At 55.4% G+C, this 26,172-nt stretch carries 22 protein-coding genes and 1 riboswitch; of the genes, 14 read left to right on the top strand and 8 right to left on the bottom strand.

Annotation, left to right across the window (positions count from 1 at the left end):
* Position 1 precedes the first annotated feature (1 nt).
* The 3 genes from WC562_08820 to WC562_08830 all read right to left on the bottom strand — a co-directional run bounded on the left by WC562_08820 (position 2) and on the right by WC562_08830 (position 3,438).
* The gene (locus WC562_08820; GenBank protein MFA5056247.1) at positions 2–2,269 is read right to left on the bottom strand and encodes a DUF2341 domain-containing protein; all 2,268 of its coding nucleotides are present in this window, start codon (positions 2,267–2,269) and stop codon (positions 2–4) included.
* A gap of 19 nt (positions 2,270–2,288) precedes the next feature.
* Complete coding sequence (locus WC562_08825; GenBank protein ID MFA5056248.1) at positions 2,289–2,879, bottom strand: hypothetical protein; 591 nt, start codon at positions 2,877–2,879, stop codon at positions 2,289–2,291.
* A 91-nt stretch (positions 2,880–2,970) separates the two neighbouring features.
* Positions 2,971–3,438 carry a hypothetical protein gene (locus WC562_08830; protein ID MFA5056249.1) on the bottom strand — a complete coding sequence of 156 codons (468 nt, stop codon included), beginning with the start codon at positions 3,436–3,438 and terminating at the stop codon, positions 2,971–2,973.
* Positions 3,439–3,469: 31 nt separating this feature from the next.
* Positions 3,470–3,553: riboswitch (cyclic di-GMP riboswitch) on the bottom strand.
* Between the two features lie 396 nt (positions 3,554–3,949).
* Here WC562_08830 and WC562_08835 point away from each other — a divergent pair.
* The 4 genes from WC562_08835 (at position 3,950) to WC562_08850 (ending at position 14,696) form a co-directional block, all read left to right on the top strand.
* On the top strand, positions 3,950–6,130 hold the full coding sequence (locus tag WC562_08835; protein ID MFA5056250.1) for a bifunctional (p)ppGpp synthetase/guanosine-3',5'-bis(diphosphate) 3'-pyrophosphohydrolase: 2,181 nt from the start codon (positions 3,950–3,952) through the stop codon (positions 6,128–6,130).
* A 12-nt stretch (positions 6,131–6,142) separates the two neighbouring features.
* The gene (rpsT, locus tag WC562_08840) at positions 6,143–6,430 is read left to right on the top strand and encodes a 30S ribosomal protein S20 (GenBank protein ID MFA5056251.1); all 288 of its coding nucleotides are present in this window, start codon (positions 6,143–6,145) and stop codon (positions 6,428–6,430) included.
* Between the two features lie 750 nt (positions 6,431–7,180).
* Positions 7,181–7,774, top strand: coding sequence for an aldolase (locus WC562_08845; protein MFA5056252.1), 594 nt, complete (start codon positions 7,181–7,183; stop codon positions 7,772–7,774).
* A gap of 112 nt (positions 7,775–7,886) precedes the next feature.
* Positions 7,887–14,696, top strand: a complete 6,810-nt coding sequence (locus WC562_08850) for a GLUG motif-containing protein (GenBank protein ID MFA5056253.1) — start codon at positions 7,887–7,889, stop codon at positions 14,694–14,696.
* Positions 14,697–15,161: 465 nt separating this feature from the next.
* Here the strand turns inward: WC562_08850 and WC562_08855 are convergent, their stop codons facing one another.
* From WC562_08855 to lepB, 5 genes are all read right to left on the bottom strand, one after another.
* Positions 15,162–16,190, bottom strand: coding sequence for a zinc-dependent dehydrogenase (locus WC562_08855; GenBank protein MFA5056254.1), 1,029 nt, complete (start codon positions 16,188–16,190; stop codon positions 15,162–15,164).
* Between the two features lie 2 nt (positions 16,191–16,192).
* The gene (gene lsrF, locus WC562_08860; GenBank protein ID MFA5056255.1) at positions 16,193–17,065 is read right to left on the bottom strand and encodes a 3-hydroxy-5-phosphonooxypentane-2,4-dione thiolase; all 873 of its coding nucleotides are present in this window, start codon (positions 17,063–17,065) and stop codon (positions 16,193–16,195) included.
* A 163-nt stretch (positions 17,066–17,228) separates the two neighbouring features.
* The gene (locus tag WC562_08865) at positions 17,229–17,372 is read right to left on the bottom strand and encodes a desulfoferrodoxin (GenBank protein ID MFA5056256.1); all 144 of its coding nucleotides are present in this window, start codon (positions 17,370–17,372) and stop codon (positions 17,229–17,231) included.
* Positions 17,373–17,390: 18 nt separating this feature from the next.
* A complete protein-coding gene (locus tag WC562_08870) occupies positions 17,391–17,507 on the bottom strand; it encodes a desulfoferrodoxin (GenBank protein MFA5056257.1) in 117 nt (38 codons plus the stop codon).
* Between the two features lie 121 nt (positions 17,508–17,628).
* Complete coding sequence (gene lepB / locus WC562_08875; GenBank protein MFA5056258.1) at positions 17,629–18,159, bottom strand: signal peptidase I; 531 nt, start codon at positions 18,157–18,159, stop codon at positions 17,629–17,631.
* Between the two features lie 165 nt (positions 18,160–18,324).
* Between lepB and WC562_08880 the strand changes: the two genes are divergently transcribed.
* The 10 genes from WC562_08880 to WC562_08925 all read left to right on the top strand — a co-directional run bounded on the left by WC562_08880 (position 18,325) and on the right by WC562_08925 (position 26,142).
* Complete coding sequence (locus WC562_08880; protein ID MFA5056259.1) at positions 18,325–19,074, top strand: YebC/PmpR family DNA-binding transcriptional regulator; 750 nt, start codon at positions 18,325–18,327, stop codon at positions 19,072–19,074.
* A gap of 45 nt (positions 19,075–19,119) precedes the next feature.
* Positions 19,120–19,653 carry a crossover junction endodeoxyribonuclease RuvC gene (gene ruvC / locus WC562_08885; GenBank protein MFA5056260.1) on the top strand — a complete coding sequence of 178 codons (534 nt, stop codon included), beginning with the start codon at positions 19,120–19,122 and terminating at the stop codon, positions 19,651–19,653.
* Positions 19,650–20,222, top strand: coding sequence for a Holliday junction branch migration protein RuvA (gene ruvA, locus WC562_08890; GenBank protein MFA5056261.1), 573 nt, complete (start codon positions 19,650–19,652; stop codon positions 20,220–20,222). The genes ruvC and ruvA overlap by 4 nt, the downstream gene beginning before the upstream one ends.
* 4 nt (positions 20,223–20,226) lie before the next feature.
* Positions 20,227–21,186 (top strand): methyltransferase domain-containing protein, encoded by a 960-nt coding sequence (locus WC562_08895; protein ID MFA5056262.1) that lies wholly within the window; start codon positions 20,227–20,229, stop codon positions 21,184–21,186.
* 332 nt (positions 21,187–21,518) lie between these two features.
* Complete coding sequence (locus WC562_08900; protein ID MFA5056263.1) at positions 21,519–22,994, top strand: radical SAM protein; 1,476 nt, start codon at positions 21,519–21,521, stop codon at positions 22,992–22,994.
* 209 nt (positions 22,995–23,203) lie between these two features.
* Positions 23,204–23,692, top strand: coding sequence for a Holliday junction resolvase-like protein (locus WC562_08905; protein MFA5056264.1), 489 nt, complete (start codon positions 23,204–23,206; stop codon positions 23,690–23,692).
* Between the two features lie 39 nt (positions 23,693–23,731).
* The gene (locus WC562_08910; GenBank protein ID MFA5056265.1) at positions 23,732–24,430 is read left to right on the top strand and encodes an AAA family ATPase; all 699 of its coding nucleotides are present in this window, start codon (positions 23,732–23,734) and stop codon (positions 24,428–24,430) included.
* A 178-nt stretch (positions 24,431–24,608) separates the two neighbouring features.
* On the top strand, positions 24,609–25,148 hold the full coding sequence (locus tag WC562_08915) for a hypothetical protein (protein MFA5056266.1): 540 nt from the start codon (positions 24,609–24,611) through the stop codon (positions 25,146–25,148).
* 73 nt (positions 25,149–25,221) lie between these two features.
* On the top strand, positions 25,222–25,659 hold the full coding sequence (locus tag WC562_08920; protein MFA5056267.1) for a protease inhibitor I42 family protein: 438 nt from the start codon (positions 25,222–25,224) through the stop codon (positions 25,657–25,659).
* A gap of 39 nt (positions 25,660–25,698) precedes the next feature.
* Positions 25,699–26,142, top strand: a complete 444-nt coding sequence (locus WC562_08925) for a protease inhibitor I42 family protein (protein MFA5056268.1) — start codon at positions 25,699–25,701, stop codon at positions 26,140–26,142.
* Positions 26,143–26,172: the final 30 nt, after the last annotated feature.

Consider the following 26,172-nt stretch of genomic DNA (forward strand, 5'->3'; position numbering starts at 1 on the left):
TCTACCATGAGTAGAGGACTCGCACCTCGTGCAGCACAGGAGTGACGCCGCCGTCAGTAGTGGACAATGTCGCACGCCATTGCTGGTATTGCCCGAATACAGCGGGTATCACCGAAGCGTCCTGCCATATAGGAGCAAGGTCGCTTTTAACGAATGTGGTGTCCGACGCACGCACCTCAAAAGTTATACTGGTGCCAGCCGGCAATGACTCATCCCGGCTCAGAAGGTCGCAACGGGCGCCGGCCTGTCCGGTATCGAAGACATTGGAAGCGATGGTATTATCGATCATGTTATATGACGGCGTCTCCTCCACCCCCCAGGCACCCCAAGTCGGTTCAGGCGACGCATACTTGCGCACCCGTATGTTATCCACAAGGACATACGCGCCATAATGGTTGGCTAAGCCGATCTCGCCCGGACCGGTATAGGTGACATCGGTTTCAGTAGACTGCAATACGCCATTGCTGTATATGCTGAATGTCGAGCCGCTGATGACAAGCTTGGCTTTCTGCCACTGGTTGGCCAGTCCGAACTGCGTCACCGCCGTGCCAAAGCCGGTCCATCCGCTATATGGATATATCATCCACGGCGTCTCCATGCCGGTGCGGCAATCCCACCGGCCCTTATATCCGGCATTAGAAGCATAAACGCCCCGGAAAATTATTTCAGGCAGAGCGTCCGTGGCCGGATAGATATCCGCCTCTATTATGCCGTCCTGAAATGTGCTATAGCTCGCGTCCGTGCCGACGGCGGTGAAAGCGTAGTTGCCGCTCGTGATGCCCCCGCCAATCTCGAGACACGGGGCGGGATAACCGTCGTCCGTATTTATACCGACGGTGCCGTAAGAGACATGAGTACTCCACTTGCTCAGATCCCCGGAGAAATCATCGAAGAATATGAATGTGTTTCCTCCATTGCTCGCGTCTGAGGCATCGGCATTGTCGTAGTAAATGTAGAACGAACCTTCATCGGGATATGCCGGTATAGAACTAAACTCGACCCATACAGTAGCTACTAGGGAATCGTTTTCCTCAATCCAGTAATCAAGCAAACCGGTGCCGGAGCTATCCGTAAATCTGATATCATAAGGCCAATTGAGAGAGGCACCGTTAAGATAGACTGTAGAACCTGAACTGACTCCGCTTGAATTACTAACCGTCAACTGCATCTGATAGTTGGTCTGAGAATTATCGCTCATGAAATCCGAGGTTAAACATCTTACAATTACTATACCCGAGCCGCCCGCCCCACCGTTAGCTCCGGAATTGGACGCCGCAGCATCACCCCCGTTACCTGTATTCGCAGAACCACTCGAACCACTCGACTGGGCATTTCCACCCTTAGCATAAGTTACATCACTTCCTGAAATCGCATAGGTTTTTCCCGCACCGCCGGTTGTTCCCGACCCCACAGCACCAGCACCACCACCACCCTGTCCCATTTGACTGCTTGCACTTGAAGTTCCACCGGCATTTCCAAAACCTGTGTTCGGGTAGCCGTCGTTGGAAGTTGGCTGGCTGGAACTTCCGCCTGTGCCATAAGACCAAATCCACACAAAAAACCAAGTAGCTGAAACACCGGCACCACCACCCGAGCCACCAGCACGCCCATTTCTAGCGCTGGAACTGCCACCTCCCCCTCCACCTTCAGCAATCAGGTTTCCAAATTGAGAATCGGAGCCATCCGAACCTGCACTGGAAGTACCCGTGGAACCAGCGCCGCCGCTACCAATAACGACATTATGATTCCCAGCAGATACCGTATAGGCATCTATATATATAAGGCCACCCGCCCCACCACCACCAGCATTCAAACGCGTATTCGTTGTGCCCCTTCCCGCACCACCGCCACCACCTACAACAAGCACCTCAACATCACCATCTTTACCTGCGATGAAAGTGCCCCCGCTGGTGAAAGTATGGACGGTGTAGTCTCCGTCCATAGTTATTGTTCCGCCTGAGTTCAAATATGTATTTTCGGCGGCGCTGATGCTCATTGATTTCCTGTAAGCGTAACCATTAAGCCAATCCGAGGAGGTCGCTATCTTGACATCGCCGGGGCTTGAGATGACATCGACATTATTGAGTACGCCCGCCTGGAACTCCGGCTGGCTGGTAACAGTCCACGTACCGAAGTTGCGATCGTACTTAGACCAGCCAGTATCGGGAAGTTGATGAACAGTGAGCGCATAGGCAATACCGCCGCCCGTAAACACTACGACCAGTGCCACAGCGATAAAAAATAGTTTCCTTATCGATAGCGCTTTCATTGCGATTCAAACCCGCGAGCTAAACCTGCCTGATCCTTATGTCCACCATCGCTATCTCCGCCAGACGCAACAGCTTTGGTAAACGTAGCGTAACGGGAACAGTCGCTCCAGCGTTTATCACCATCTCCCTGCCCGCAATCTGCTCCTGATCCTCATTTATCCGAACCTCCACCCGGATGCGGTGGGGCATAACGTCTTTATTTACCGGTTCCACAGCTATGCCGTTAACCATGTCTGTTGACCTCACCGACGCAGTTCCCGGGTTCCGTTTGGAAGTAGCCATTATAAGATTGTAGGTCTTGACTCTAACGTTCTCCGTATCCATAACGTTAAAAGGTATCTCCTGCTCTCCGTGCCGACGTTTTGTAGAGAAATAAACAAGGCCGATACCAACAACCACAGCCGCCGCTATTAAAGACATCCATATCAGCGATGTCGAACTCAGAGCATTGCTTCTGATAACCTGAGTGATGAAGTACCCGATCCAAGCGGCCGCTGCCGCGAACAACGCAACTATCAGATAGTAGCCAGTCTTACCCTTGAACATATAGTGGACCCGTCGCTCCCTAAGCCTATTCTCGACACTCGAAATTATACCATTGGAAGCCATAAAGGGGGCGCCGCAGGACAGCGCCCCCTTGAAATACTTGCCCTAAAATCACTCCGAGTATTGCTTATTTACTCTATCTTATTCTCTAATTTTAGGACTGCTCAGTAAGGACGATATTCAGCGTAACAACCTCACTGAAAGCTACGTCGGTAGTGAAAGTGAAAGTGTAAGTCGTAGTGGTACTTGCAGTGCATGAAACACCACTAGCAGAATCTGACCACTCAATGTTACTGCTACCATCAAGAATAACCGCCTCTATATCTGTGGTGTGTGCAGAACTATCCGTATTTGTTATTTCAACGGTAACAGAGTGCACCTGAGTAAGGGCAGTGTTATACCCAAACCAGTAATCAGTCACATCAAGATTAGCCGTTTCTGTTATCGAGCTGGTCCCAGCCCAAGGCTGCGAATCCTGCACAATAGTGTTCGGTGTAAACGCGAACGCTGCTCCTACCCCCGACAGCACCATGATCACAGCCAGTTGCGCAATTATGAACGGGCTGAATATCCACGATCTCTTACTGCGCTGTCTCCTTGTTGTTCTTACTTTCCTTTCCATAAAAATAGACCTCCTGAAAGATTTATTATGCCTTTCATTCGGTCGGTTTTGCTATTGGCTCCACGCAGCCCAAGCAACCAAATACAGACTGCGCTTCATCGCCCCCTAATGGACATTTCTAATTATACCACATTTCTCCTTCTTTGCACCTCCTTTCTATACAAACTATCAGTTTTTTGCCACCAATTTACGCTTTGTAGAAGATATTTAAGCATATTTATACATTTTTGTCAATAGCCCCCCGATATTATGTAATAACAATATACTAAAATCCCCTGTCAATAAATATGACTTTTATCACATCGCCTCCACTATTTGCACGACACATGCGGAAGAATCATTCTACTCGTATCCAATATAGCAGCCCGCCTGCCCGCGCGGCATCCAGGCCGAGTCAGTTGAAGCTGACGATTCACGATACTATCGCGACACCCAAAGATAAGACTACAATTTACACAAATGCCCCTCATAAAGTATAATCCTCTGGCGCGCAAATAGAGATAGTATAGCCATGTCTGAGAAGATCAAGATAAAAGATTTAATAGAGAGGGCGGGTGAATATCTGCCCGAGGCCGCCCTTGGCAAGATAACCAGGGCGCATGCCATAGTCGCTAAGAAGTATCCGAAAGACCTGGAACACGCCACGTCCAGCGCCTACACGGTGGCCCAGCTTCAGCTTGACGAGCGATGTATCGTGGCGGCGCTGCTCCACAGAATTCCGCAGTACGAGAACGCGAACTTCACGGAGATAGAAGCGGAGTTCGGACACGACGTATTCAAGCTTATAGAAAGGCTGTCAAAGCTGGAAAAGGTCTTCTGGATAAAGGAATTCTCGGAGGGTAAGAGCGAAAGCGACAGGAACGCTTACGCCGAGAGCCTGCGCAAGATGCTGGTAGCCATGACGGAAGACTTCCGTGTTGTATTCATAAAGCTGGCATGCCGCCTGCATGAGATAAGCTGGGTGCATAACTTAAGCAGGATGGACCCGGACAAGCGGACAGCGGAGGGAATGGAAGAGGCCAAGAACCTGGCGCAGGAGACGCTCAACGTCTACGCGCCGATGGCACACCGCCTGGGTATTTGGGAGATAAAGACGCAGCTGGAGGACATGGCGTTCTCTTGCGTCGACCCCGAAGCATACGACAGGATCGATAAAGAGATACACGTTAACAAGAAGGAAAAGAAACTATGGATAGCCGGCGCCATGAAAGTGCTGGAGGAGGAGATGGAAAAAGCCGGGATCAAGGCCGAGATCAACGGCAGGGTAAAACCCGTATATAGCTACAAAAGGAAGGAAGATAAATACAGGAATCCGGACGGGACCAGCCGCAAGATACAGGACCTGCTGGGCATACGCATAATCGTTAACGACGTCAAGGACTGTTATAACGCCCTGGGCGTCATACATAAGAACGCCGACCATCCCGAGTGGCATCCCCTCCCCGGCGAATTCGACGATTACATCGCCAACCCCCGCGGCGGCACCTATCAGTCGATCCATACGACGGTCACGCTCTTCCCGAACCTTCCCCCTTTTGAGATACAGATAAGAACCCGCGAGATGCACAAGGCGGCTGAATTCGGCGTGGCCGCGCACTGGCGTTACAAAGAAGACGGCAGGCTTGACGACAAGTTCGACAAGCGCATCGACGGGCTGCGCGTCCTTATCCAGCAGTTCAAGGATATAACCGGCAGCGACTTCGTCGATTTGATGGAGATCGACCTCTTTGGCGACACCGTGATGGTATACACGCCCAAAGGCCAGGTAAAGGACATGCCCGCCGGCTCGACGCCGCTGGACTTCGCCTACAGGGTGCACACGGACCTGGGACACCGCTGCACCGGAGCCAAGGTAAACGGGCGCATGGTGCCGCTGACCCACCAGCTGAAATCGGGAGACACGGTGGAGATAATAGCGCCCAAGAGCGACAGGGGCCCCAGCCGGGACTGGCTCAACCCGGACCTCGGCTACCTGCGCACATCGCATGCCAAAGAAAAGGTCAGGCAATGGTTCCGCAAGCAGGAACGCGGCGAAAATATAGAGCGCGGCAGGGAGATCCTGGACAAAGAGATGAAGCGGCTAGGCATATCGATCGCTGAAGATGAACTCGCGGCGATTTTCAAAAAGGACAGCGCGGACGAACTCCTGGCCGCTATCGGTTACGGGGATATCAGCATCCACCAGATCGCTAACAGGCTTACTATACCGGAGGAGAAGCCTCTGCCGCAGGTAGCGCCCAAAAAGCATGAGGCCGCATCCGGAATACATGTGAAGGGCGCCGACAATCTGCTCACGCAGCTCGCCACCTGCTGTAATCCCATGCCCGGAGATGATATAATCGGTTACGTCACCCGCAGCAGGGGCATCAGCGTCCACAGGAAAGACTGCCCCAACATCGCCGGTACCGCGGAAAAAGAGCGGCTGATCGACGTGAGCTGGGGCGCGGGAGAGCATCTATACAACGTTCCGGTGCGTATCGATGTGTTCGATCGCATGGGGCTCCTGCGGGATATAACTGGGATAGTGGCGGAGGAGAGCGTCAACATCGCTTCGGCAAATATAGTCGATCGTGGTGACGGTACATCATCGATAAATCTAACCCTGCAGACAAAGGGGCTGGGCCAGTTGAGCCGGCTCCTGTCCAAGATAGAAGGGGTGCAGGGCGTAATAAGCGCAATACGACTCACATAGGAGGTAAAGGTTTTGGCAAACACAAAATCCGCCATGAAGGCAACGCGCGTACACGCGAAAAAGACGGCCAGAAACAAGCCGGTTCGCAGCTACGCCAAGACGGCCGTGACCAAGGCGAGAGATCTCATCGACGAGAAGGACTTGGACGCCGCCGCCGCAGCGGTCAAAGAGGCATCCAGCGCCCTGGACAAGGCCGCCAAGAAAGGCGTTATCCACCCCAACAACGCCGCGCGCCGCAAGTCCCGCTTAACGAAAAGCCTGAACACAGCGCAGAAGGCCAAAGACGCCCCGGCCCAGTAGCGCCGGACTTCGACTGGTTGCTTACAGACGTTTTGTCCTTTAATCGTATCTCTTGAACGAACGTTCGAGTTGAGGCTGAGGGCGAAACGTCTTTCTGCTAGGTGGCGACTAACTCACCCTGCTATCCCCCTCTTCCATAAAGAGAGGGAAGTATACAGCCGAGGGGGCGTTCGATCAGGGGTGTCCTTCCATGATATTGAGGTATATGGAAGGATAGGGGTGTCCCCATATGTCATCATACGGCTTGACCGGATGATCCAGAGGGCACGGCAAGCCGTGCCCCTACGCGGGGGATTTTAATCGTAGGAGAGAGGTCGTCTCGCCCTTTTGCGGGCAATCACAAGGATTGCCCCTACATCCAAGGTCGAAGAGAGGTACAGGAGATTCCTCTCCTGACGGGGTTATAGGGGTGCCCCCTAACTATTTTTTTACATCCCCCATGATTGGGGGATTCTAGGGGGTTGAACAGCTGTGAGATTGCCACGTCGCGGTACTCCTCGCAATGACAGTCCTGGAGAAAGAGGTACCCCGATGAATCGGGGACGGTCCTTCCATGATATTAAGATGTATGGAAGGATAGGGGTGTCCCCATATGTAGGGGCAGGTCTTGTGCCTGACCGTTGCGGGCGACCACAAGGGTCACCCCTACCCGATTGCCGAATTTTTACTCGGCGCGTTGTTCTTAACCTCGTCGAAATATAGGGGTAGGTGAAGGTGAAGAACACCTTCACCAGCATAAGCGAGAATCTTATGTCAACATTCAAAAACAGGGGAATACCGGACGCGGTACTGGAGCAGTTCCAGGTCGTCGGCAGCAACTTATTCGTTCGCGGACTCATCACATCTCACGGCGGCAACATGAGCATACGCCGCGGCGATCGCATCATCATCACCCGCTCCGGCTGCATGCTGGGACACATCGGCGAGCGCGACCTGGTCGAGGCAGGCATCGACGATAGCGATACTCCTGAAACCGCCTCCTCGGAGATAGCCGTGCACCGCGCCATCTACCGTCACACCCCCGCCCTGGCCGTGGTCCACGCCCACCCTTCATACGCCATCGCCCTTTCCATCGCCGACGACAGAATCGAGCCGCTGGATGTGGAAGGTTCGTATTACATGCCGAACGTGCCGATCATAGGGCGCGGGGAAAAGGTGTACGGGGGGAAAATGGCTGACGATATCGCAAAAGCGCTGATCGACAATCGAGCCGCTGTGGTATACGCCCACGGCAGCTTCGCCGCGGGCCGCGATTTGTACGAAGCCCTGCATTACACTTCCACGCTCCAAGAGAGCTGCCGGATTATCGCTATCGTGCGGCAATTAAACCATAAAAAACATTAAAATACATTGACTTTATGTCAAAAGGATGTTATATTTTTCCAACTTACGTATACGAATACAGTCTTCGTATACAGGGCTCGAATCGTTAGGGTTTTAAGGGAGGCCAATCTTAATGCAGTTCAAATCCATCGCCGGGTATATCACGATAATAATACTTCTCGCCGCTGTGGTTGGCGGGCTGGCCGCCCTGCCGTCACACGGGGCGGTAGCCGCGGACGGGACATTGAACAACAGCAGCATCACCGGACTTGGCATTGCCCCTCAGTTGAATATTACACGCTTCGACTTTTACACACTATCGGTGAATGTTGATCCGGGCGGAAGAACGATCAATAATGTTTCTTTTGTGATCCGTCCGCAAAACGCCGGCGTAAACAACAGCGACTGGGATTTCCTGACCAACGGGACACCTAATCCCGATCCCAATGTCCCATTTACCCGTGAAGCAACGGAAGGCCCCGCAGGTACCTGGTCGTTTAACCTGCTGCGGCCGGACAACATATATCCGGAAATCGCATTTATTCGCGGCATAAACTCATCGCCATCGAATTCCAGGTTCTGGAGAGACAGCTACCACCTGATGCATTTCACCAATCATTTCGACATGGGCGCCAACACCAGTTTCTTCATCGAGCTGTATGCAACGCCTAAAACCACAGCCCCTCTCAGTGTGGATATGCAGGTGTTCCTTGTGGGCAACGGGTTTAACATTTCCGAATTTCAGAGTGGTAATTTTTCTAACGAAGCCTGGAGAAATCACACCGATGTGGAACTTGTAGGAACCATTAGTCAGGCCTCAGACTATCACCATACACACAGTCCAAATTCAAGCCATTTTCTTATCCCCCTTTCTACCAATAGTGAAGCGAAAATAGAAATAGGCAATAAATCCATTGATATCAGCGGTGATTTCTGGGTCATCTTTACCACCGGCCACCAGCTGCAGAACCGCGGCTGGGACCTGAAATACCATCCCGGCGAGAACAACGGCACCTGGTATAAAGGCAGCGGCACGACCTTCGCCCTGCAGTCCGGCTGTCCGGATGCGCACGTGCACTTCGCAAGAGAATTTCCGGCAGACCCATACAACAGCATGGAGGTATATGTAGCTGTTGGATATGAAGAGGGCGGGACGTCTTATAATTTTTCAAGCGCCAAGTCTCTTTTCTCTTTTAGCGAACTGCCCAACCTGCCGCCTAACCCCAGCGCATTCACAGCGCCGGCTCCCGGTATTTACCAGGGCAATGTAACCATCAGCTGGTTCCCTGCAACCGATCCCAACAATGACCCCCTTACCTATAATGTATCTCTGATCGATGATGAGGCGGTAGAAACACAAATAGCCAGTAACCTAAGCGCCACTTCCTTTTCATTGAACTCCTCCGCATATGCCGATGGTTTTTACAACATCCGGGTAGAGGCCTGTGAAAGCGGCACCGATGATCTATTCTGCACCGACTTCGATTTGTTATCGAACTTTGATGAAGGACTTTGCGAATTTTTCAGGATATGGAACGGCGATCCGGAAGGCGGCATCGGCACAACAGGCAATCCTTACCTTATATGCGACGTGTGCGACCTGCAGAACATGAAACTCAACCTCAGCGCCCACTACGCGCTGAACAACAGCATCGACCTGACCGTATTAGACTGGGGCAATTGGAGCGACGGCAACGGCTTCATTCCCATAGGCAACTTCTCAAACCCGTTCGAAGGCAGCTTCGACGGATGCGGATACAATATCAGCGGTCTATTCATCAACCGGTCAAGCACCAGTTTCGTAGGCCTGTTCGCATATTTTCACCTCGGCACCCTCAGCAACGTAAGCCTTATAGACGTGAATATCACCGGACTATACAACGTCGGCGGGCTCGCCGGGGGCAACTGGGACGGCGCGGTGAATAACTCCTACGTCACCGGCAGCGTCAATGCAATCCAGGGCGACGTCGGAGGGCTGATAGGGGACAATAACGGCACGGTCAACAACTCATGCGCCGCCGCCGAAGTCAGCGGAAACACCGACAACGTCGGCGGGCTCGTGGGGGACAACGCTGATTCCGGCTCGGTCAACAACTCCTGCGCCACCGGAAACGTCATCGGGGGCGACGGCAACGTCGGCGGGCTCGTAGGCTATAACTACGGGTATGGCGTGATAAACAACTCCTACGCCACGGGAACTGTCAACGGATACGACTATATCGGAGGGCTCCTGGGGTATAGCGAGGAATACGGCTCGGTAAGCAACTCCTACGCCACCGGAGACGTCGGCGGAAACCTGGATGTCGGCGGGCTGGCGGGTTACAACGACGGCTCCGTGTACAACTGCTCCGCCGCCGGGGCTGTGAGCGGAAGCGAAAATACCGGCGGGCTCATAGGGGAGAACTCCTATGACGCTACGATCAATTGTTCGTACGCCGCGGCGAACGTGGCCGGGAACCAGGTAGCGGGAGGGCTCGCCGGAGAAAACCTTGGTTTAATATCCCGCTCCTATGCCACGGGAAACGTGAGCGCGGGGAACAGCAACATCGGCGGGCTCGTGGGTTATAACAACTGCGGCGATATAATCGACGCGTATGCTGCAGGTAACGTGAGCGGGGCCAGCGACGTCGGCGGGCTCGTGGGGACCGATAACGGCTGCGGTGTGATCAACAGCTCGTATTCCACGGGATACGTCAGCGGAACCGGCGTCGAAATCGGCGGATTCCTGGGCCGGAATGAAAGCAGCGAGGTGTACAACAGCTTCTGGGACACGGAGACCTCCAACCAGTCGATAAGCGCCGGCGGCACGGGCAAGACCACAGCCGAGATGAAGACCCTGTCAACCTTCAACGGCTCCGGCTGGGACATAGAGGAAAACACGGTAAATATCAACAACGGCTATCCCTACCTTTCATGGCAGACGCCGGGGAACTCGCCGGTCTGGTATATCTACCCGGGGCCTTTCAGCTTCACGCTGAACTACTCCGCGGGCGCGGGCGGCAGCGTAACAGGCAACACATCTCAAATAGTCGCCTACGGCGGCAACGGCACGGCGGTCACCGCCGTCCCCGATGCCTGCTATTACTTCGTCAGCTGGAACGATAGCTCGACCCAGAATCCGCGAACCGATACCAATGTCACCAGCAACATCACAGTCACGGCCAATTTCGCCGCGGGCTACGCCTACGCAAACGGCAGCGGCACCGTAGGTGATCCCTGGCTCATCACGAATGTCTCCGAACTGCAGGCCATGATATGCAATCTGTCCGCGCACTACGCCCTGGCCAATGACATCGACGCGTCCGCTACTTCCGGCTGGAACGGCGGCGCGGGATTCATCCCCGTGGGCAACGGCTCGGGCGCGTTCACCGGCACCTTCGACGGGCGCGGCTATACAGTCACGGGACTGTTCATCAACCGCTCTGCCGACAATGTGGGCCTTTTCGGATATGTAAATCCGGAATGGGCCGCAGTGAGCAATGTCAGCCTAGTCGATTTGAATATAACCGGAGCCGACTTTGTCGGCGGTCTCGCAGGGTCAAACTACGGCTCCGTATACAACTGCTCCGCCGCGGGAAACGTGAGCGGCTCTCAGTCCGTCGGCGGCCTTATGGGATACAACATGGGTACCGTTTCCAACTCGTCCGCCGCGGCAAACGTGAGCGGAACTTATATGCATACCGGCGGGCTTGTAGGATGGAACGACAACAGCAGCGGATACGGCACCATTTCCAACTCCTACGCCTCGGGAACCGTTGACGGAGTGGACAATGTCGGCGGGCTCGCGGGAACCAGCAACGGCATCATAGACAACTCTTCCTCCACAGCGAGTGTAGATGGAAACGACGACGTCGGCGGGCTCGTGGGAGAAAATGTCACCGGCGGCTCGGTATCCAACTCCTCCGCCGCGGGAGCAGTGAACGGACGCTATTACGTGGGCGGGCTCGCGGGTGAGAACCAAGTCAACGGCTCAATATACGACTCGCACTCCACAGGGAATACAAGCGGAACCAACTGCATCGGCGGGCTCGTTGGTCTAAACAACGCCTCTACATCAGATTCATATGCTGCCGGGAAAGTGACGGGTAATCAACACGTCGGTGGATTCGCAGGTTATAACGACTATGGTACAGTGAATAGCTCATACTCCACTGGCGGCGTGAATGGAAACTGGGATGTAGGCGGATTTGTGGGATTAAACAACTGGGGCACGGTGAACAACTCGTACTCCACAGGAAACGTCAGCGGAACCAACAACCGTGTCGGCGGGTTCGTGGGAACAAACTACGCCAACGTGTCCGATTCATACGCAAGGGGAAATGTCAGCGGAATCCAGTACATCGGCGGATTTGCAGGACAGAACCACGGCCTTTCCGCCGTAATAACCATGTCATACTCTACAGGGACCGTGAGCGGAACCTCCAATCTCGGCGGGTTTGTAGGTTCAAACAGCTTCGGCACGGTAAACAACTCATACGCTATCGGGAACGTCAGCGGAGGCACCACCGTAGGCGGGTTAGCTGGTTACACCTCGGGCGACACCTCGGGCGGCTCGGTAAAACACTCTTACTCTAAAGGAACTGTGAGCGGTAGCGGCAATCTGGGCGGTCTGATAGGTTTCAACGACAACTGTTCAGTGTCTGTCAGCTTCTGGGACATGCAGACGTCCGGCCAATTAACCAGCGCCGGCGGCACGGGCCTAAACACCTCCGAGATGAAGGACTTCTTCACCTTCTACGCTGCGGGATGGGACCTCATCTGCGAATCGGACAACGGCACGGACGATATCTGGGGCATAGACTACAGCGGCGCCAGCAATAACGGCTATCCTTTCCTCTGGTGGCAGGGGCTCACTCATAATGTCAGCTTCACATTAACGTATACAGCAGGTCCGAACGGAACCATCAACGGCACGTCGCCGCAGGTGGTGGGCTGCAACGGGATCGGCTCGGCGGTGCAGGCCGTCCCGGACGCCTGCTACGTCTTCGTAAACTGGAGCGATTCCATAACGGACAATCCGCGCACCGATGCCAATGTTTTCGGCAATATCACGGTTATAGCCAACTTCGCCATGGACACCTTCATGCTCAACACCTCATCCACCGTCGGCGGCAACGTATCCGTCCCCGGCGAGGGCCCGTTCGGCCCCTACAACTGCAGCCAGATAGTCCCCATCACCGCCGTCAACGACTCATGCTACTACTTCGTCAACTGGAGCGGCACGGGCGTGGATGCGGGCATGGTGGCCGCCCCCGGCAATGCTTCAACCACAATCAATATGAGCCACAGCTACTCGGTGCAGGCCAACTTCGCCATATATCAGTACACTCTCAACTATTCGGCGGGCGCCCACGGCGCAATCGCGGCCAACGCGTCCCAGATAGTCAACTGCGGCTCTAACGGCCTGCCGGTCACGGCCGTCGCGGACGCCTGCTACCATTTCGTTAACTGGAACGATGCCGTAACGGACAACCCGCGCACCGATACTAACGTGCTCGGAAACATCGCGGCAACGGCCAATTTCGCCATCGATCAGGTCACGCTGACCACTTCCTCCACCGCGGGCGGGAATGTCACCGCGCCGGGAGAGCCCGGGCCTTACGGCTACAATTGCGGCGATATAGTCACCATAAACGCCACACCGGACGCCTGCTACCACTTCGTTAACTGGACGGGCACGGGCGTGGACGCCAACCGGGTGGCCGACCCCAACACCGCCTCCACCACCATCAATATGAGCGGCAGCTACGCCGTCCAGGCCAACTTCGCCATCGATACCTTTACCCTTACCTATAACGCGTCGGCCGGGGGCTCTATCACCGGCGCCACGCCGCAAGTCGTCAACTGCGGGGCGGACGGCGCCCAGGTCACAGCCGTTCCCGACGCCTGTTACCATTTCGTCAACTGGAGCGACGGCCTGGCCACGGCGGCCCGCATCGATACAAACATTCTCGGCGACATCACGGTCACGGCCAACTTCGCCATCGACCAGTTCACCCTGACCTATACGGCAGGCACGGGAGGAACAATCAACGGCACTACGCCCCAGACCGTGGACTGCGGCGCGGACGGCACCGGGGTCACGGCGACACCAGACGCCGGATACAACTTCCTGAGCTGGAGCGACGGCATAACCACGGCAGCCCGTACCGATACCAACGTGCTCGGCGATATCACCGTCACAGCCAACTTCAGGCGGCCGGGCGGAGGGGGCGGCTACTCTCCTCCATCCGTTCTGCAGCTCAATATCGACATCTTCGACCACGAGATAATGGCGCTTACGGACGGCAGCGGGACGGTGCAGGGTGATGTGTACGCCATATCGCCGGAGGGCAACGTGTCCATCCATATCCCGGCGGGCACGACGGCGCTCTTCGGCAACGGCAGCCCCCTCACCGAGCTGAACGTCGATTCCATTGACTACTGTCCCGGTCCTCCGGACGGCAAGACGGTCATCGCCGCATTCGACTTCCATCCCGACGGGGCCACCTTCGACCCCGCAATAGAGATAACCGTAACGTACGATCCGGATGCCCTGCCGGAAGGGACGGACGCGTCGCAGCTGGTCATTGCCTTCTATAACGAGACAACAGGGACGTGGGAATACCTGAACGGCACGGTGAACCCTGACACCAACACGATAACCTTCTCCGTGACCCATTTCACTATCTTCGCCGTCATGGCCCCGGGCGAATGTGCCCCGGAGCCCGCCGAGACGCCCGCGCCGACAGCCGAGCCCACAGCGACGCCCACGGTTGAGCCGACGCCGACGGCCACGCCGACCGTGTCTCCGACCGCGACGCCGACAGCGACAGCCATGCCGCCGACTGGAGGCGCAGACGACGACTCGGATAACACCGAGACGCTGGTTCTAATCATAGTGGGCTGTATTCTGGCGGCGGCTTTGGTCATTGCTCTAGTGCTCAGATTAAGAAAACGATAGCCGGGCGGCGCAGTAGGGGCGCCGCTTGCTGCGCCCTATATATCGGGCAGGGCTTGCCCTGCCCCTACACGACGAAGATACGTAGGTGGGCTACGCCCACCGAATAACAAGCGGCCCCGTATGGTCGTAGCGCGATACGCCCTCGCTATGGATTCCGGCCTTCGCCGGAATGACGGGCACGACCCTCACCCTGACCCTCTCCCTGCGGAGGGAGAGGGAAGAAATTATGAATTAACACCCCCTAACCCCCTCTTCTAAAAAGAGGGGGAAGAGGCTCCGCCTCGTGGTTTTCCCGACACCGGATGGGCTGTCAATAAACCGTCAGTGTTAGTCCTCCTGAAGAGGTTAGCGACCTAACAGAGGTACAGGAGACGGCGTCTCCTGACGGGGTCTTAGGGGTGTCCCCTAACTCTTTTTTAATCCCCCAAGAATGGGGGATAACAGAGGGTTGATTAATACCACTCTCTACTTCTGCGGCTCGATGATGACCTTGATGCACTCGCTGCCCGCGGCGACGAGGTTGAAACCTTTGCCGATATCAGCCAGCGGCAATCGGTGCGTGATCATTCGATTCAGGCACACTCTGCGGCTGGCGATGAGTTCCAGCGCCGTGGCATAATCCGCCGGGTTGCCCGCGTACGATGTGGTAAGCGTGATATCGTTCTTGTAGAACAGCTTGTTCACCGGCAGCGACATTCTGTAGTCAGGCTCCGGCGGCGCGAAGAAGAGCACGGTGCCGCCGCGCTCGACGAGGCTGATCGACTGATCGAAAGCCGCCGGCGCAGTTGTGCAGACGATTACAAGGTCGACCAGACGGCCGTTGTTGAGTCGACGCAGATGCGAAGCGATATCCTCGTTGGCGTTCAGCGCGGCGTAAGCGCCGAAGCGTCCCGCCGCCTCCAGCCGCGCGTCAGATACATCCGTCGCTATGACGCGCGTGGCCCCCAGCAATCCGGCCAGGTGTATATGGATCAGCCCGGCGATGCCGCTGCCCATGACCAGGACGCTCTGCCCCGGCTGCAGCCGCGCCGTGCGCTGGCCGCGCAGCACGCAGGCCAGCGGCTCGGTGAAGCTGGCATCCTCGAACGAGACGCCCTCCGGTATCTTGAACACACCGCGGTCGACGTTTATCGCGGGCAGGCGCACGAACTCGGCGAAGCCGCCGGGATCGAACTTGGTGCGCCGTAAAGTATCGCATGCGGTATGATGGCCGCTCAGGCAATAGCGGCAGGTATTGCAGGGGACGTGGTGCGCGGCGACGATTCGGTCGCCCTCTTTATAAGATTCGACGCCCTTGCCGACAGCGGCGACGACGCCGGCTATCTCGTGACCGAGAACAAGCGGGGCCTTGGGGAGGCGGTCCCACTCCGCCACGTCGCTGCCGCAGATGCCGCTGGCCTCGACGCGCACCAGCATCTCGCCGGGACCTATCTTCGATACAGGCCGCTCTTCGATACGGACGTCATTGTTATTATAGTAAACCGCGACACGCAAGGTTAATCCTTGATTTCTTTACCGCCGGCACCGCCGCCGGCAAAATTCGACTTCTGCTTTAGCTTCCTGACGAACTTCTTGCGCGTATCCTCGCTCTTTTCGTTATCGTATATCTCCTGGGCCTCCATTGGAGACGCGTCCCGGTGGACTATTGCCCTGAGCGCCTTGATCATGGCCACAGGATAATCGTTCTGCCAGATGTTCCGTCCCAGGTTAACGCCTATGGCCCCCTTCTCCATTCCGTCATAGACGAAACTGAAGACCTCTTTCTCCGACTCGACCTGGGGCCCGCCGGCCATGATGACGGGGACGGGACAGCCGTTCACGACCTTCTCGAAGTTCTCGCACCAGTATGTCTTGACCACGCGCGCCCCGAGCTCCGCGGCGATACGCGAGGCAAGAGCCAGATATCGTGCGTCGCGCTTCTCCAGTTCCTTGCCCACGGCGGTAACGGCCATTACCGGTATACCATACTTTTCGCCCTCATCGACCAGCTTCGCCAGGTTCAGGAGCGACTGTTTCTCGTAATCAGTGCCTACAAATATCGATATGCCCAGCGCCGAGACGTTGAGACGGATTGCATCCTCGATCGCCGTCGTTATACCCTCATCGGCAAGATCATGCCCGACGACGCTGGAGCCGCCGGATACGCGGAGGATAATCGGTTTCGAGCCCTTGGGATCGATGGCCTGGCGCAGGACGCCTCTGGTGACGAATACCGCGTCACAATAAGGCAACAGGGGTTTCAAAGTATCGCCCGGTTTCTCCAGCTTGCGCGTAGGCCCCTGGAAATACCCGTGATCGATGGGCATGATCAGGCAGCGCCCGTTGCGCTGCACCACCTGATATATCCTGTTCTTCAATCCCCAGTCCATAATCGTGTCCCTTTCCTGATATATGCTCGTGTCCGTAGTTTATTAGTTGGATTGACGTTAGTCAAGTATATCGCCCGGCTCCCTCTCGCATCAAATAAAAAGCACCTCACCGCAACTGCGATAAGGTGCCTCCGGCTTGATAAATTCGATCCGGATCAGACCGTTAATCCGAGGACGGCAACGGGCGGGCTTCCTGCATTTCCATATCCTTGCCGCAACACGAAACCACACCATCGCCGGCCTTTACGCACAATACCTCGGTGTTACATACGCTGCATTTGAACCGTTTGCCTAGCTGATTAGCCACAGAACTTACTCCTTTTGCTTACTTCTTCTTCATCTGCTCGCCGCAGCAGGTTATGGCTCCCTGCCCGGCTTTGGTAACCATAAACTCGGAGCCGCATTTCGCGCATACATATCTTTTGCCTACTTCGTTTGCCACCGGAACCCTCCAATTACATTGAATACCAAATGTAGTATTATTATAGCCCTCAAAAAAAGGACGGTCAACACCTGTGAGCATACTTGCGAGAACGGAATATTCCTCTACGACAGACAGCGCGTCACTCCGCGTAAGAATAGCCGTCGATAAGGTGCCAGTCTTCCAGAGGCCAGTAAAGAAGCCACGCCCGCCCGATGATGTTCTCTTCAGGGAGCGGCCCCCAGCTGCGGGAATCGCTGCTGGCCTGGCGGTTATCGCCCATAACGAAATAGCAGCCGTCGGGTATTTTCATATTAGACAAAGGACTTGTTGTTCCTTTCACGTAAGGCTCCTCCAGCGGAGAGCCGTTAATGTATACTGTTGAATTCTTAATCTCAATCGACTCTCCGGGACAACCGACGACCCTCTTGACCAGCGTTCGTTCCGGATCGAGCGGATGCGTGAAAATGACAACGTCGCCCCGTTGCGGCTCGCCGAACCAGTAGGCGGCCTTGACCACGATCAGGCGCTGGCCATCGTGGAGATTAACCTCCATCGATGAGCCTTCAACTACCCGGCTCTCTATGATGGTTTGCACGCCGAAGAATAGCAGCAAAGCCAGCGCCACGGACGCTATTATCTGCAGGACTATCGACATCTTCATATTTGTCATTATACAACATTATGCAATATATGACGAAATTATTCACAAGGTCTTGGTTACTGCAAATCTATGGCATGGCATTTAAAGCTGTCTTCAAGCTGGCCGCAGCGCATATAGACCTGAAACCTGCAAGGTGATAGAATTTGTCTGTAATGTTGGCTGGGAGAAAATAAGATGTCAGGTCATTCCAAATGGTCAACCATTAAACGCCAGAAGGGCGCAGCCGACGCCAAACGAGGGACGCTCTTCACCAAGCTGAGCAAGGAGATCGAGGCCGCGGCGCGCGGGGGTGATCCCAATCCCGAGATGAATTTCAAGCTGAGGCTGGCGGTGCAGAAGGCCCGCGACAGCAATATGCCCGTAGATAATATCGAACGGGCCATCAAAAGGGCATCCGGCGAACTGGGCGGAGTCCAACCTGCAGAACATCATTACGAAGGCTACGGGCCGAGCGGTGCAGCAATACTGATTGAAGTACTTACAGACAATAAGAACCGGACAACCGCAGAGGTAAGAAATGTCTTTTCACGCGGCGGCGGCAACCTCGGCGAGAACGGCTGTGTCACTTGGATATTCCAGCCTAAGGGAGTGATTGTAGTCGAAGCTTTGGGCAACGCCGACGACCTGGCACTTTTAGCTATCGACGCTGGCGCTGAAGACGTAAAACAGGACGGTGACACCCTGGAAATACAGACCGTGCCGGAGGAACTTGAGGCGGTGAGGAAGAAGCTGGAAGCTCAGAACATCAAGATCACCTCCTCCGAACTGACGAGAATCCCGCAGAACATGATAGCGCTCGATAAGAAATCCGCTATTCAGGCTCTGAAGCTTATGGACAGGCTTGAGGAGCTCGACGACGTGCAGCGTGTATACACCAATGCCGACTTCCCCGATGACGCCATCGAAGAATACGGCGGCCAGTGATAAAAGACTAATCGTATCACTGCTCTACACCGCTAAGTACATGGAATGCCGCTGCAAGCGATATCGAACCTGCAATTAATTGTTTGTGAAATGCGAATCATAGGAATCGACCCCGGAACGCTCACGCTGGGATACGGCATAATCGACGAGGTATCCGGCGAGATAAAGTATGTCGCCTGCGGAGCGCTTAATGCTCCATCAACCATGCAGATGCCAGACCGGCTCTACAAGATACATAGAGAGCTGCGCGATGTCATAAGACAATACCATCCCGACACAGCTGCCATCGAAGAGCCCTTCGTGGCCAAGAACGCCCGCTCGGCCATTGCCGTAGGACAGGCTATAGGCGCGGCGACGATAGCGATAATCGAAAGCGGGATGCCGCTTCACCGTTACACTCCTACCCAGGTCAAGCAGTCTGTGACCAGCTATGGTCGCAGCGGTAAGGAACAGGTGGCGGAGATGGTTTGTGTTATACTGAATCTGCCGGCGCCGCCGCGGCCCTCCGATGCCGCCGACGCCCTGGCGGTGGCTGTGTGCCACATCCAGGCGCAACATATATCGAGCTTGCTGAAATGATAGCAGGAATTGAAGGAAAGCTGATCTCCCGCAACGCCTCCGGGGCTGTGATTAAGGTTGGAGGCGTCAGCTTCCATATCCAGGTGCCCGCCTCCACGCTGAGCGCGCTGGGCAACACGGGCAGCACGGTCTCGCTATACACGAACATGCAGGTCAGAGAGGACAGCATCGCTCTGTACGGGTTCGCCACCGAGGAGGAACTGGAGACCTTCCGTGTCCTGCTCACCGTCACCGGCGTCGGGCCCCGGGTGGCGCTCTCCGTGCTTTCGGCGCTGAACCCGGGCCAGCTTGCGCTGGCGGTCTCCAGCGGCAACGCCGACATGCTGAGCCACATACCCGGCGTGGGCAAAAAGACGGCCAGCCGTCTGCTGCTGGAACTCAAGGACAAGATGGGAGGCATCACTGTCGGAACCGCCTCAGCCGAGGGCAACGACCTCACAGCGGCGCTGCTGGGATTGGGCTACTCGCCGTCCGAGGTGGCCTCCGCCGTCGCCGCGCTTCCGGTATCGCCCGATATGACGCTAGAGGAGAAGATACGGCTGGCGCTGCAACAATTCTCCGGCAAATGATGTGATGGACGATAACCTTCTTTCCCTTTTAGCCTGCCCCGATTGCGGCTCCAGTGATCTTGCGTTCGATTCCGGCGAGCGACTGGTCTGCGCTGCGTGCAAAGCAACGTTTCCGATAATTAACAACGTGCCGCAGATGCTGCCGTCCGGACTGGCGAAGTCGCTTGAATCTAAGGAAGAATACACCGGCAGGCTGATGACGGCGACACGGGCGGGAGAGCGCCCCACCGATCCGGCGAACCTCGAGACCGACCGGCTCATGTGGGAGCACCACCTGTACGACGTTGGCAAAGAGTCTATCTTCACCAACGCCGTGGCGGCGGAGATATTCATTGCATACGCCGAGAAGGGCGCGAGCGACCTGTGCCGACGGGTGAGGGATATTTGCGGAGGCGTCTCTGGCAAGAAGCTGCTTTACGTAGGCAGCGGTAACGACAGACTGGTTTCCCTGCCGCTTCAGAACGAAGGCGCTCTCATGGTTAACCTCGATATAGTCAACGAGTCGATGCAGGACCTGATGAACTGGGGAGCCAAAACCTGCGTCTGCGGCGACATACGCCAACTGCCCTTCCGCGAGGATTCTTTCGATGTAGTATTCTCCAAAGGCTCACTGCACCACTCACAGCCTATCGACGAACCGCTGCAATCGATGATACGAGTATGCAGGAAGGGCGGTCACATAGTCCTGGTCGAGCCGAACAAGTTAGTCACCCTGCCGCGCTCGCGCCTGCCGAAAGGGTTCGCCGTGCCCACGCCGTACGAGCACCACCTGTCGAGCCGGGACATCGTTAAGATATTAAAGACTAAAGGTGTCGACGATATTCATACGGAGGCCTTTACCCACGCGCCGCCGGGAACGCCGAAGCTCGCAGCACGCATCTGGAATTGGAAGGGACGCGCCATGCCGTGGCTCTTCAAACACTTCGCCTTCGAGTTCCTCGTGCGCGGACAAAAGAAGCTATAATGTAGTGTGGGCTATGCCCACCAGATTAGAGGTGATTTCACACTCACCTAGCCCTCTCCCCTCAAGGGAGAGGAAATTTGAAAGAGGTGCCCCGATAAATCGGGGCCAGGGTTTTGGGGGTGTCCCCTATCTTTTTTAAACTCCCCCAAGATTGGGGGTTAGGGGGTTTGGATAATCGACGGCACTGAACGTCGACAATTATGAAGAGAGGTACAGGAGATTCTTCTCCTGACGGGGTTTTAGGGGTGTCCCCCAATTTTTTTAAACTTCCCCCATGACTGGGGGATACAGGGGGTTGACCAAGCCTTAAGCAAAGGTCTTAAAGATTTTATATGAAAATCGCTTTTGTCTACATCGATCCGAGCTACCAGCACATGGGGCCGTTCCACGTCGGAATAGCTTCTCTTATCGCCTACCTCAAACAAGGCGGTCACGAGTGTCAGTTCTTCCACCTGCTGGGCGACACCCCGGATGAGAAATACGTTGAATTCCTCAAGAAGAACCGCCCCGATATCGCGGCATTTTCGCTGATAACGAACGCCTTCCCTCATCTCGCACCGCTGGCCGCGCTCACCAAACAGCACAGCGACGCCAGGGTAATCTGCGGCGGGGCCCATCCCATGCTCTATCCGGAGGAGGTAATCAAGATCGACGGCGTGGATATGGTCGGTATCGGCGAGGGCGAGGGCGTTCTACTTGATCTGTGCGACCGCATGCAAAGCGGCGGCGACATATCCGACATACCGAACTTATGGCTCAAGCGCGGCGGCGATATCGTACGCAACCCGCTGCGCCCGCTCATCGACGACCTGGACACGCTGCCCTTCCCCGATCGCGAGGTGATGCCCTTCGCCGACAGCTTCGACCTGAACTTCATGAAGCGCGGCGTCTTTATGGCCTCGCGCGGCTGCCCATTCAATTGCGCCTACTGCTGCAGCCCGGCCATGAAGCGCATGTACGGGGGAGAGAAATACATCCGCTTCCGCAGCGTGGACAACCTCATCGAGGAAGTGGAACGGGTCACGAAGGATTTCCCTCAGATCGAGTACCATGTATTCCACGACGACCTGCTGCCGATGAAGAAGGACTGGTTCGCCGAGTTCACAAAGCAATACAGCCGCCGCATCAGGAAACCGTTCGAGATGAATTGTCATCCGAACCTTATGGATAAAGACATAGCCGTCATGGCCAAGTCCGCCGGATGCGCGCTTATACGTTTCGGAATCGAGAGCGGCAATGAGAAGATACGCCGCGACATCCTGGACCGACACATGCCCAACCAGCGCATCCGCGACGCCTTCCGCTGCTGCGACGAGGTGGATATCAAGACGCTGAGCTACAACATGGTCGGCCTGCCCCACGAGACCAGGAAACAGATACTGGACACGGTCAAGATGAACGCCGCGGTCAAGCCCAGGGTCGTCCACGTCTCGATATTCTATCCCTATCCCGGCACCGGGGCTTTCGAGCGCTGCAAGCAGGAGGGGCTGCTGACCGATAAGTTCATCGACAGCTACTACGAGGACAGCGTGCTGGAGCAGCCCTGCATATCAACCGACCAGGTGCGGGCGATGAAGGACCGCTTCGAGCCGCTGGTTCGCACATACTCGCGGTGCCGCGACGTGCCCGCGCCATTCGATAAGCTGGGCGAAAAGCTCATCGACCTCGGAGTGCTGGCGGCCACCGAACGTTGTGTGCTGAGATTAAAGCATAGACTTTCCCGCGGGAAAGCGCCCGGCGAAAGGATCTCCGGCGGCACATGCTACGCTGTCCACGACGGCGAGGTCAAGGTCTGGGAAAAGAAATAACTGCACCTTTCTAAAACTTATTACAAGAACGTCGCCACACGATTGATTGTTATGGTATTAATTTCCTTACAGACCGAAGTAAAGAGGTTCAGGAGAAAAATCTTCTGACGGGGTAATAGGGGTGTCCCCTATTTTTAAAAATTCCCCCAAGACTGGGGGATACAGGGTGTTGAACGCAGCGACAACTCCCAAATATTAAGAGGTGTGATATGGATGCTGTTGCCTATGCTGTATTCTCCATAGTCATCATAGCTTTAATCATCGTAATCATCGCTCTGGTGCGGCGCCCCCGGCAAGCTGAGACGCCCGACATAAAAGGCATGGAGCAAAAGCTGCTCTATGCCCTCGCCTCACAGTCGTCGGTCAAAGAGATACGCGATCTGCTCGAAGGCATCCCGCGCGACGTGGTGCAGTCTATCATCGCCAGCACCAGCAAGCGCTCCGGCAAGCTCAACGAGCTCATGGCCGCGCTGGAGATGACCAAGTACGACCGCCTCTTTTACATGGGCTCGCCCATCGATTTTGTCGGCGTGAAATACGACGAAGGCGTCGACTTCATCGAGGTCAAGTCCGGCAAATCGCGCCTGAGCGAGGATGAGAAGAAGCTGCGAGACCTCATCGAGGCGGGCAAGGTATTCTATGTGCCGCTCAAGGTCGAGCGCATCGCCATCGCGGAGGAGATCGATACCGGAGAATAGCGGCAGAACGATATCGACGGCGACGACAGGAGTTAATCTGTGTTTTTGAAGAAAGCGACCATTGATCATAACCGGTTCCCGACAAGAGAGGCCTATCCGTTCAATCTTGAAATATTCCAGCGCACTTCTTCTCTTGAATTCAACACCCCGGTAACCATCTTCGCCGGGGAGAACGGCACGGGAAAATCGACCCTTCTCACGGCATTATGCCGTAAGTGCAACATCTATATGTGGGAAGGCGAGTATCGACGAAGATGCACCAACAACCCCTATGAAAATATGCTGGATAGCGCCCTGGATATAGAATGGCTCGACGATTCAGTGCCGGGGTCGTTCTTTTCTCCCGAGCTGTTCCGCCACTTTTCCCAGCTTGTCGATGAATGGGCCGAGTCAAGCCCGGGGCTGCTTGATTATTTCGGAGGCAAATCCTTGTTGATACAGTCCCACGGGCAATCATGCTTATCCTATTTTAAGGCGCGTTTTAAGATAAAGGGTATACATTTCCTCGACGAGCCCGAGGCCGCCCTGTCGCCGGCCAGCCAGGTGGAGTTCGTGAAGGTCATCACCGAGATGGGCGAGGCGGGTATAGCTCAGTTCTTTATTTCCACACACTCGCCGATAATCATGTCCTGTAAGCAGGCGGCAATATACAGCTTTGACAAAATTCCAATCGAACTCATCTCCTACCGGGACACCAGTCATTACCGTATCTATAAGGATTTTTTCAGCAGCCATTAAGCCCTCTGACGACTCGACGGGGTCACAAGGTTCCTGTCATGGTAAGTAATTCCGGCGATGGTATCGACTTCTCATCGAACACGAAGCCGCTATGGACACATTCCTCCGCGAGGTGTAATCTTTTATAAGAACGCAGGTATGCAGATTCGCGAGTAGTCACTGTTTTGCAGGTATATTCATGAGTTGGTTTAAGAAGAAGAAAACAAAACAGCCGCCGGCACGAAAAGCGCCGGCCCAGGCTAACAATCCCAATGTACGCCCCGCTGTGGCCACACACAAGGGATGGCAGGCCGGAAGCGCGGCGAAGCAGGAGCGCCTCGCTCAAAGGCTCAAAACATCCGCGCCGCCAAGCGCTGATACGCGAGGCAAGATAGAGTCGGGGATAAGGCCGCGCACATCGCACAGCTACACCCCGGACGAATTATTGAGATTTTTCCTGCGCGAGGACTGCTCCTGGTGCAGGAAGTTTTACACGCATCCCACTGAATGCCGGTCGGACAGATACGATCTGGAGAAGTGCGAACAGTACGAACAGCTGGACAAAGAATCAAGAAGCAGCCTTATCGAATCACCGCGATGGCAGGTGGTTATCAGAGAGGTTATGTCCAAGAAGGTGAGCCCGCTGCCCACCAGGAAATGCCACTACTGCGGCAAGCTGAACCCGGAGCCGGAAAGCACCCGCAACTGGAAATGCATCAACTGCGGTTCCAAGCTGTGATAACCGCTGCTGTTTGACACACCTACCCCTTAGCTCTAAAATCCATATATCCGCATCTTTAAGGGAGAAATATATGAATATGACAAAGGCGGCGGCAGCGATTCTTCTGGCGATTCTTCTGGCGGGCGCAGCCTGTAGCTGCAAGAGCGCTTCGACCGAGCCGCAGCCGACGCCGACGCCGACAGTTACACCAACGGCGGCGGCTAATGAATTATATATAGACGCCTCTTATAACGGCAACCAGGTCGCTCTGGCCGCGGGAAAACAGCTCATCGTAACGCTGAATTCTAATGGTCCGGCCGGCTATACGTGGAACCTCTCGGCGATAAGCGACACGAACGTCATACACAAGGTGCGGAACACCTACGAGGCGCCTGCAGGCGGCCTTCCTATATCGACATGGTACTTCGAAGCCCTGGCGGCGGGCACGGCCACGATATCGATGCAGGAATTCAGGGCGTCGGAGCCGGAGCCGGTGAACATTTTCGAAATCATTGTAATAGTTGAATAGAGAACTCATGAATATCGCGAGAAAGACGAGGAGGCAACCATGAAAGCTTTGAAAATATTAGCCGCGGTCGTACTGGGATTAACTCTCGTCACGAGCGTCGCGTGTAGCGGCGAAAGCGAGTCACCTTCGACCACGCCAACACCTACGGTCACAGGAGTAAACGTAGACGACTCCGATTCCGGCGGTGAGAAGACGCTCGCGGTCGGCGACCTTCTTATCGTAACGCTGGACTCCAACGCGACGACCGGCTACTCATGGAATCTCTCAGAGATAAGCGACGCCGCTATTATCCGGTATGTAAGCGACGAATACGTAGCGCCGGAGCAGAGCGACCCTCCCGTGGTAGGAGCCCCCGGCGAGGAAGTCTGGACATTCGAGGCGCTCGCTGCCGGCACCGCCGCGATATCGATGAGATACATCCAGCCCTGGATGCCGGATGCCGATCCTGCCGAAACCTTCGATATCACGGTGATAGTAGAATAGAAATTTGATATATCGATACTTATAAAAAGG

The organism is Dehalococcoidia bacterium (assembly GCA_041649635.1).
Taxonomy (GTDB): Bacteria; Chloroflexota; Dehalococcoidia; order E44-bin15; family E44-bin15; genus JAYEHL01.

Coding starts and splice junctions, on each gene's coding strand:
- WC562_08850 (MFA5056253.1), top strand. CDS start 7,887: ATGCAGTTCAAATCCATCGCCGGGTATATCACGATAATAATACTTCTC.
- ruvA (MFA5056261.1), top strand. CDS start 19,650: ATGATAGCAGGAATTGAAGGAAAGCTGATCTCCCGCAACGCCTCCGGG.
- WC562_08835 (MFA5056250.1), top strand. CDS start 3,950: ATGTCTGAGAAGATCAAGATAAAAGATTTAATAGAGAGGGCGGGTGAA.
- lsrF (MFA5056255.1), bottom strand. CDS start 17,065: ATGGACTGGGGATTGAAGAACAGGATATATCAGGTGGTGCAGCGCAAC.
- WC562_08820 (MFA5056247.1), bottom strand. CDS start 2,269: ATGAAAGCGCTATCGATAAGGAAACTATTTTTTATCGCTGTGGCACTG.
- WC562_08830 (MFA5056249.1), bottom strand. CDS start 3,438: ATGGAAAGGAAAGTAAGAACAACAAGGAGACAGCGCAGTAAGAGATCG.
- WC562_08895 (MFA5056262.1), top strand. CDS start 20,227: ATGGACGATAACCTTCTTTCCCTTTTAGCCTGCCCCGATTGCGGCTCC.
- WC562_08845 (MFA5056252.1), top strand. CDS start 7,181: ATGTCAACATTCAAAAACAGGGGAATACCGGACGCGGTACTGGAGCAG.
- WC562_08920 (MFA5056267.1), top strand. CDS start 25,222: ATGAATATGACAAAGGCGGCGGCAGCGATTCTTCTGGCGATTCTTCTG.
- WC562_08900 (MFA5056263.1), top strand. CDS start 21,519: ATGAAAATCGCTTTTGTCTACATCGATCCGAGCTACCAGCACATGGGG.
- WC562_08825 (MFA5056248.1), bottom strand. CDS start 2,879: ATGGCTTCCAATGGTATAATTTCGAGTGTCGAGAATAGGCTTAGGGAG.
- lepB (MFA5056258.1), bottom strand. CDS start 18,159: ATGACAAATATGAAGATGTCGATAGTCCTGCAGATAATAGCGTCCGTG.
- WC562_08915 (MFA5056266.1), top strand. CDS start 24,609: ATGAGTTGGTTTAAGAAGAAGAAAACAAAACAGCCGCCGGCACGAAAA.
- WC562_08925 (MFA5056268.1), top strand. CDS start 25,699: ATGAAAGCTTTGAAAATATTAGCCGCGGTCGTACTGGGATTAACTCTC.
- WC562_08905 (MFA5056264.1), top strand. CDS start 23,204: ATGGATGCTGTTGCCTATGCTGTATTCTCCATAGTCATCATAGCTTTA.
- WC562_08880 (MFA5056259.1), top strand. CDS start 18,325: ATGTCAGGTCATTCCAAATGGTCAACCATTAAACGCCAGAAGGGCGCA.
- ruvC (MFA5056260.1), top strand. CDS start 19,120: ATGCCGCTGCAAGCGATATCGAACCTGCAATTAATTGTTTGTGAAATG.